This window comes from Pseudomonas sp. CFII68 (assembly GCF_000416195.1).
Taxonomy (GTDB): Bacteria; Pseudomonadota; Gammaproteobacteria; order Pseudomonadales; family Pseudomonadaceae; genus Aquipseudomonas; species Aquipseudomonas kilonensis.
This window is the reverse complement of sequence record NZ_ATLN01000065.1, coordinates 1-6651: the sequence shown is the minus strand read 5'-3', so window position 1 is coordinate 6651 and position 6651 is coordinate 1. Positions and strand designations below refer to the sequence as shown.

The following is a 6651-nucleotide window of genomic DNA, read 5'->3' as shown; positions in this document are numbered from 1 at the left end:
TCTCCCGGTCGTACTCCGATCCCATTGTGGGTGTCTGTCAGAGGGCTGAAACCTGAGCCCGGGCCGGCGGGGAGGCGGCCAGTTCAGCCGCGCCAGCCACTGCGCCAATCACAAGGATCGCCGGGCTCTTGAGTTGAAAGGTGCTGGCATCGGCTTCCATCGAGGCCAGGTCGCTGCGGCAGTCACGCTGGTGGGGCAGGGAGGCGTTTTCGATCATGGCCACGGGTGTGTCCGCCGCGAGGCCGCCGGCCAGCAATTGCTCACGAATCTCGCTCAGCTTCGCCACGCCCATGTACACCACCAGGGTGGTTCCGCTTTGTGCCAGGGCTTGCCAGTTCAGGCTGCTGCCGTCCTGGGTGTGGGCCGTCACCAGCGTCACGCCCCGGGCAATCCCGCGCAGGGTCAGTGGAATATCGCACTGGGTCGCCCCCGCGAGGCCGGCGGTGATGCCATTGACCATCTCCACTTCGACACCGTGCTCGCGCAGCCACTGCGCCTCTTCACCACCGCGGCCGAAGATGCAGGGGTCGCCGCCCTTGAGACGCACCACGCATTTGCCCTGGCGGGCATAACGCAGCATCAGGCGATGGATAAAGGCCTGGGGTGTGGAGCGGCAGCCGCCGCGCTTGCCCACGGCAATGATGCGCGCATCGGGGCAATGCTCCAGCACCGCGGCGTTGACCAGATCGTCGATCAACACCACGTCGGCCTCGCCCAGGGCGCGCACGGCTTTGAGGGTCAGCAATTCAGGGTCACCGGGACCTGCACCCACCAGCCAGACTTTTGCGTTCATAGTGTTTTTCCTCACGAGATAGCCGCCAGCGGTTGCGCAGTGGCAACCAGCAGGCGCTTGATTTCCGGTACGCAGGAGCCGCATTGCGTGCCACAGCCCAGTTCCTGTTTGAGCCCCTGCAAGTCCAGGCCACGTTCGATGCCTGCGCAGATCGCACGCTGGCTGACGTTCATGCAGTTGCACAGCGTTTTACTGCCACCCGTTGCGGCGCCGACGTTGCCCGGCGGCGCGCTCAAAGGCGCCAGCAGCCAGCGCCGCAGTTGTTCATCGGCACGACCTTCCAGCCACAGGTTCTGCAGCCAGTGCCGGGCCAGGGTTTCGCCTGCCAGGCGAATGGCGGTGATGCGGCCGTTTTCGATGCGCACCCGTTTACCGATGGAGCGACGCGGATCGTCATAGGCCAGCACCGGCCCCTCGATCAGGCCCAATTGTTCATCGATGGCCTGAAGCAGTTGCGGTTCAGGGGCAACGGCGCTGGCAGCGCGAATCAGCAACGCGGGACGCTCACGGCCAGTCAGGCTCAGGCTGACGTAGGAAAACGCCTCACACAGGGGTCGTAGGGCCTCCAGATGCTGTTGAACATCGCCTTCGATCAAGGCAAAAAGCTGCCAAGGCAGGTTCACCGGTTCCAGGCGCACGCCGCTGTGCTTGAGTTCCGGTTGTTTCGACAAGGGGTCGAAGGCCGGTTGCGTCAGGGTATTGACCCCACCCTTGAGGAACCGGTCGCCCCAGTGCATGGGCAGGAAGGCCTGGCCGGGGCGCACACTGTCATCGCTGTCCACGGCCACGATCACGCTGCCGCGACGGCTCTTGAGGCTGACCAGGTCGCCCGCTTGCAGGCGATGGCGTTGCAGTTCGTCGGGGTGCAGGCTGAGGACCGCTTCGTTCACATGACCAAACAACTGCGCGGCGGTACCGGTACGGCTCATGCCGTGCCACTGGTCACGCAAACGGCCGGTGTTCAGGGTCAATGGGTAGCGGGCGTCACGCAGCTCCTTGGCGGCGCGATACGGGTCGGCCACAAACCGCGCCCGGCCGTTGTCGGTAGGAAAAATTCCGTCCACGTACAGGCGCGCCGTCCCGACCGTGGCGCCGTCCGGGAAGGGCCACTGCTGAGGGCCGAGTTGATCGATCAGGGCATGGCTGATGCCGGACAAGTCCAGGTCGCGGCCACGGGTCAGCTGTTTGTATTCATCGAACAGTTGGGCAGGGCTTTCAAAGGCGAACAGGCTGGGCAAGCTTGGGCGCAGACGTTTCTCCAGGCGTTGTGCGAAATCCACGGTGATTGCCCAGTCCGCACGTGCTTCACCCGGTGCGCCGATGGCCCGGCGGACGTGGGAAATGCGCCGTTCGGAGTTGGTCACCGAACCTTCTTTCTCGCCCCAACTGGCCGCTGGCAGCAGCAGGTCGGCAAACGCGGCGGTTTCGGTGGTCCGGAAAGCTTCCTGCAACACCACGAACGGACAGGCTTGCAGGGCTTCACGTACCGCGGTCTGGTCCGGCATCGATTGCGCAGGGTTGGTGCAGGCGATCCACAAGGCCTTGATCTTGCCGCTGCGCACCTGCTCGAACAGCTCGATGGCGCTCAAGCCAGTGGTGGCGGGCAGTTGCTCGACGCCCCAGTAGCGGGCGACTTCCGCACGATGTTCCGGGTTGGCGGCTTCGCGATGGCCCGGCAGCAGGTTCGACAGGCTGCCGGTTTCCCGCCCGCCCATGGCATTGGGTTGGCCGGTCAGCGAGAAAGGCCCCGCCCCCGGCCGGCCGATTTGCCCCGTGGCCAGGTGCAGGTTGATCAGTGCGCTGTTTTTCGCGCTGCCGGCGGTGGACTGGTTCAACCCCATACACCACAAGGACAGGAAACTCGGCGACGTGCCGACCCATTCGGCGCACTGCTGCAGTTGCTCGACGCTGATACCGCACAGCTGGGCGACCATGGTCGGGGTGTAATCACGTACCAGGTTTTTCAGGTCGGCCAGGCCTTCGGTATGGGCCTTGATGAAGTCGCGGTCGACCCAGTCTTCCCACAGCAGTAAGTGCAAAATCCCATGGAACAAGGCGACATCGGTGCCCGGCAGGATCGCCAGGTGCAGGTCCGCCAGGTCGCAGGTGTCGGTGCGCCGGGGGTCGATGACGATGATTTTCATCTGCGGCCGGCGGGATTTAGCCTCTTCGAGGCGGCGAAACAGGATGGGATGGGCGTAGGCCATGTTACTGCCGACGATCATCACGCAATCGCTCAGTTCCAGGTCTTCGTAGCTGCAGGGCGGGGCGTCGGCGCCGAGGCTGCGCTTGTAGCCCACCACGGCGGAGGACATGCACAGCCGCGAATTGCTGTCGATGTTGTTGGTGCCCACCAATGCCCGGGCGAGCTTGTTGAAGGCGTAGTAATCCTCGGTCAACAGTTGGCCGGAGATGTAGAACGCCACGCTGTCCGGGCCGTGTTCGGCGATGGTCTCGGCGAAGACACTGGCAGCGTGATCCAGGGCGCTGTCCCAGTCGGTGCGGGCGCGGGCCAGGCCTTTGCCCAGGCGCAACTCGGGATAGAGGGCGCGGGCGGCGAGGTCGCCGGTCAGGTGCAGTGTCGAACCCTTGCTGCACAGTTTGCCAAAATTGGCCGGATGGGCGGGATCGCCGCTGACGCCGAGGATGCGCTCGTCGTCATGCTCGATCAGGACGCCGCAACCGACCCCGCAATAACAGCAGGTCGAGGCAGTGATCTGGCGGTTCATCAGCTTGCGTCCCGCAGTGCCAACTGCACCCGGCCGTTCTCGACCCGGGCCGAATGATGATGGGCGCAGCCCACGTCCGGGGCCTGGGCCTGGCCGCTTTCCAGGTCGATCTGCCAGTTGTGCAGCGGGCAGGCCACGCGCTTGCCGTAGACCAATCCTTGGGACAGCGGGCCACCCTTGTGCGGGCAACGGTCATCGAGGGCGAACACTTCATCGTCGCTGGTACGAAAAATCGCGATGTCGCCTTTCGGGCCATTGATGATGCGCGAACCGAGGATATTGATCTCTTCCAGTGCGCAGATATCCAGCCAGTTCATGCCGGCACCTCCAGGTTTTTCACAGGGATGACCTCAAATTCTTTCTTCAACTGAGGCTGTTCCAGGCGTTGTTTCCAGGGGTCTTGCTCCAGCGACAGGGAAAACTTCAAGCGCTCATGGAGCGCTTTGCGTCGTTCCGAGTCTTCCAGCACGGCTTTCTTGATGTGCTCCATGCCAACCCGCTGCATGTAGTGCACAGTGCGTTCGAGGTAGAAGGCTTCCTCGCGGTACAGCTGCAGGAAGGCGCCGTTGTATTCGCGCACTTCTTCGGCCGTCTTGAGCTTGACGAAAAACTCCGCGACTTCGGTCTTGATCCCGCCGTTGCCGCCGATGTACATCTCCCAGCCGGAATCGACGCCGATAATGCCAACGTCCTTGATGCCGGCTTCCGAGCAGTTGCGTGGGCAACCGGAGACGGCCAGCTTCACCTTGTGAGGCGACCACATGTTGAACAGGTCGTGTTCCAGCTCGATGCCCAGTTGGGTCGAGTTCTGCGTGCCGAAGCGGCAGAACTCGCTGCCCACGCAGGTCTTCACCGTGCGGATGGACTTGCCGTAGGCGTGGCCGGACGGCATGTCGAGGTCTTTCCACACGCCGGGCAGGTCCTGCTTCTTGATCCCCAGCAAATCGATGCGTTGGCCGCCGGTGACCTTGACCATGGGCACGTTGTATTTGTCGGCCACGTCGGCGATGCGCCGCAGTTCCGAAGGGTTGGTCACGCCACCCCACATCCGCGGGACCACGGAGTAGGTGCCGTCTTTCTGGATGTTGGCGTGGGCGCGTTCGTTGATCAGGCGCGACTGTGGGTCGTCCTGGGCTTCGCCGGGCCAGGTGGAAATCAGGTAGTAGTTCAACGCCGGGCGGCAGGTGGCGCAGCCGTTGGGGGTGCGCCAGTTCAGGTAGCTCATGGCCCCGGCGATGGTCAGCAGGTGCTGGTCGCGGATCGCCTGGCGGATCTGGCCGTGGTTGAGGTCGCTGCAACCGCAGATGGCTTTTTCGCTTTTCGGCTTGACGTCCGCCGCGCCGCCGACAGTGTTGATCAGGATCTGCTCCACCAGGCCGGCGCACGAGCCGCAGGAGCTGGCGGCTTTGGTGTGTTTTTTCACGTCATCGACGCTGAACAGCCCGTGTTCCTGGATCGCCTTGACGATGGTGCCTTTGCACACGCCGTTGCAGCCGCAGACTTCGGCGGTGTCGGCCATGCTCATGGCTTTGTCCTGGCCCTGGTGGCCTACGTCGCCGAGGGCGTTTTCTCCAAACATCAGGTGATCGCGGATTTCGCTGATGCCGTGGTTTTCACGGATCTGGCGGAAATACCAGCCGCCGTCTGCGGTGTCGCCGTACAGGCAGGCGCCGACCAGCACGTCATCCTTGATCACCAGCTTTTTGTAGACGCCGCCGATGGGGTCGGAAAGGGTGATGGTCTCGGTGCCTTCGCCGCCCATGAAGTCGCCGGCGGAGAACAGGTCGATGCCGGTGACCTTCAACTTGGTTGAGGTGACCGAACCCTTGTAAGTGGCGAAGCCCAGTTGCGCGAGGTGGTTGGCGCAGACCTTGGCCTGTTCGAACAACGGTGCCACCAGGCCGTAGGCCGTGCCGCGGTGGCTGGCGCATTCACCGATGGCGTAGATGCGCGGGTCGTAGGTTTGCATCGTGTCGTTGACCAGGATCCCGCGGTTGCACGGGATGCCGGATTTTTCCGCCAGTTCGGTATTGGGACGAATGCCGGCGGCCATCACCACCAGGTCGGCGGGGATGATGTCGCCGTTCTTGAACTGGACCGAGCCGACCCGGCCATTGCCGGCGTCGTGCAAGGCCTGGGTCTGTTCGCAGAGGCGGAATTTCAGGCCACGGTTTTCCAGGGCGGTCTGCAGCAGTTGGCCGCTGGTCTTGTCCAGTTGCCGTTCCAACAGCCATTCACCGATGTGGACGACGGTCACGTCCATGCCCCGCAGCTTCAAGCCGTTGGCCGCTTCCAGGCCGAGCAGGCCGCCGCCGATCACCACCGCGTGCTTGTGGGTCTTGGCGGTGTTGATCATCGCCTGGGTGTCGGCGATGTCGCGGTAGCCGATCACGCCTTCCAGGGTGTTGCCAGGAATCGGCAGGATGAAGGGTGTGGAGCCGGTGGCGATCAGCAGGCGGTCGTATTCGGCTTCGCTGCCGTCTTCGGCGATGACCCGGCGCTTGACCCGGTCGATCTCCACCACTTTGCGGTTGAGCAGCAGCTTGATGTTGTTGTCCAGGTACCAGCTCAGGTCGTTGAGCACGATCTCTTCGAACGTCTGCTCACCGGCCAGCACCGGCGAGAGCAGGATGCGGTTGTAGTTGGTGTGGGGCTCGGCGCCGAACACCGTGATGTCGTACAGCTCGTTGCTCAGCTTGAGCAGTTCCTCGAGGGTTCGAACCCCGGCCATGCCGTTGCCGATCATCACCAGTTTGAGTTTCTTCATCAGGGTTCTCCGCAAGCTCAGGTCCGCTTTATCACGGCGATCGGACTGGCTCGGTCATTTTTACGAAAACAAAAAAAGGCGTCCCGCTAGCAAGCTAGCGAGGACGCCTTTGTCCTGGTCCCGTTCTCTCGGGAAGCACCGCCTTCATCGTTGGAGGCGTTGCCTTATGTATGTTGATAGGGGATATGCAGTGGTTGTGCCAAGTGGCTCGAAGGTGCGGATTTATTGAGCAGCGGGCTGGTTGAGCGGATTGGGGAGGGGGTTATTGCACCGAATCAAAGCGTGTTGCCCGGTAATGGAGCGTGAAGGCGGTGGATATGCAGTGGACAGGCAGGCCGCCATCGCGAGCAAGCTTTGCTCCC

At 63.1% G+C, this 6651-nt stretch carries 4 protein-coding genes; all 4 read right to left on the bottom strand.

The genetic code is table 11. The features are described from left to right. Nucleotides 1–37: 37 nt before the first annotated feature. The 4 genes from cobA to nirB are packed head-to-tail and all read right to left on the bottom strand — an operon-like array spanning nt 38 to nt 6289. Nucleotides 38–793, bottom strand: a complete 756-nt coding sequence (gene cobA, locus CFII68_RS17110) for a uroporphyrinogen-III C-methyltransferase (protein WP_018605259.1) — start codon at nt 791–793, stop codon at nt 38–40. 11 nt (nt 794–804) lie between these two features. Beyond that, nucleotides 805–3522, bottom strand: coding sequence for a nitrate reductase (locus CFII68_RS17115; RefSeq protein ID WP_018605257.1), 2718 nt, complete (start codon nt 3520–3522; stop codon nt 805–807). Continuing rightward, nucleotides 3522–3839: a nitrite reductase small subunit NirD gene (gene nirD / locus CFII68_RS17120; protein WP_018605256.1), complete on the bottom strand. Its 318-nt coding sequence runs from the start codon at nt 3837–3839 to the stop codon at nt 3522–3524. Before nirD ends, CFII68_RS17115 begins: the two co-directional genes overlap by 1 nt. After that, complete coding sequence (gene nirB / locus CFII68_RS17125; protein WP_018605254.1) at nt 3836–6289, bottom strand: nitrite reductase large subunit NirB; 2454 nt, start codon at nt 6287–6289, stop codon at nt 3836–3838. The genes nirD and nirB overlap by 4 nt, the downstream gene beginning before the upstream one ends. Nucleotides 6290–6651: the final 362 nt, after the last annotated feature.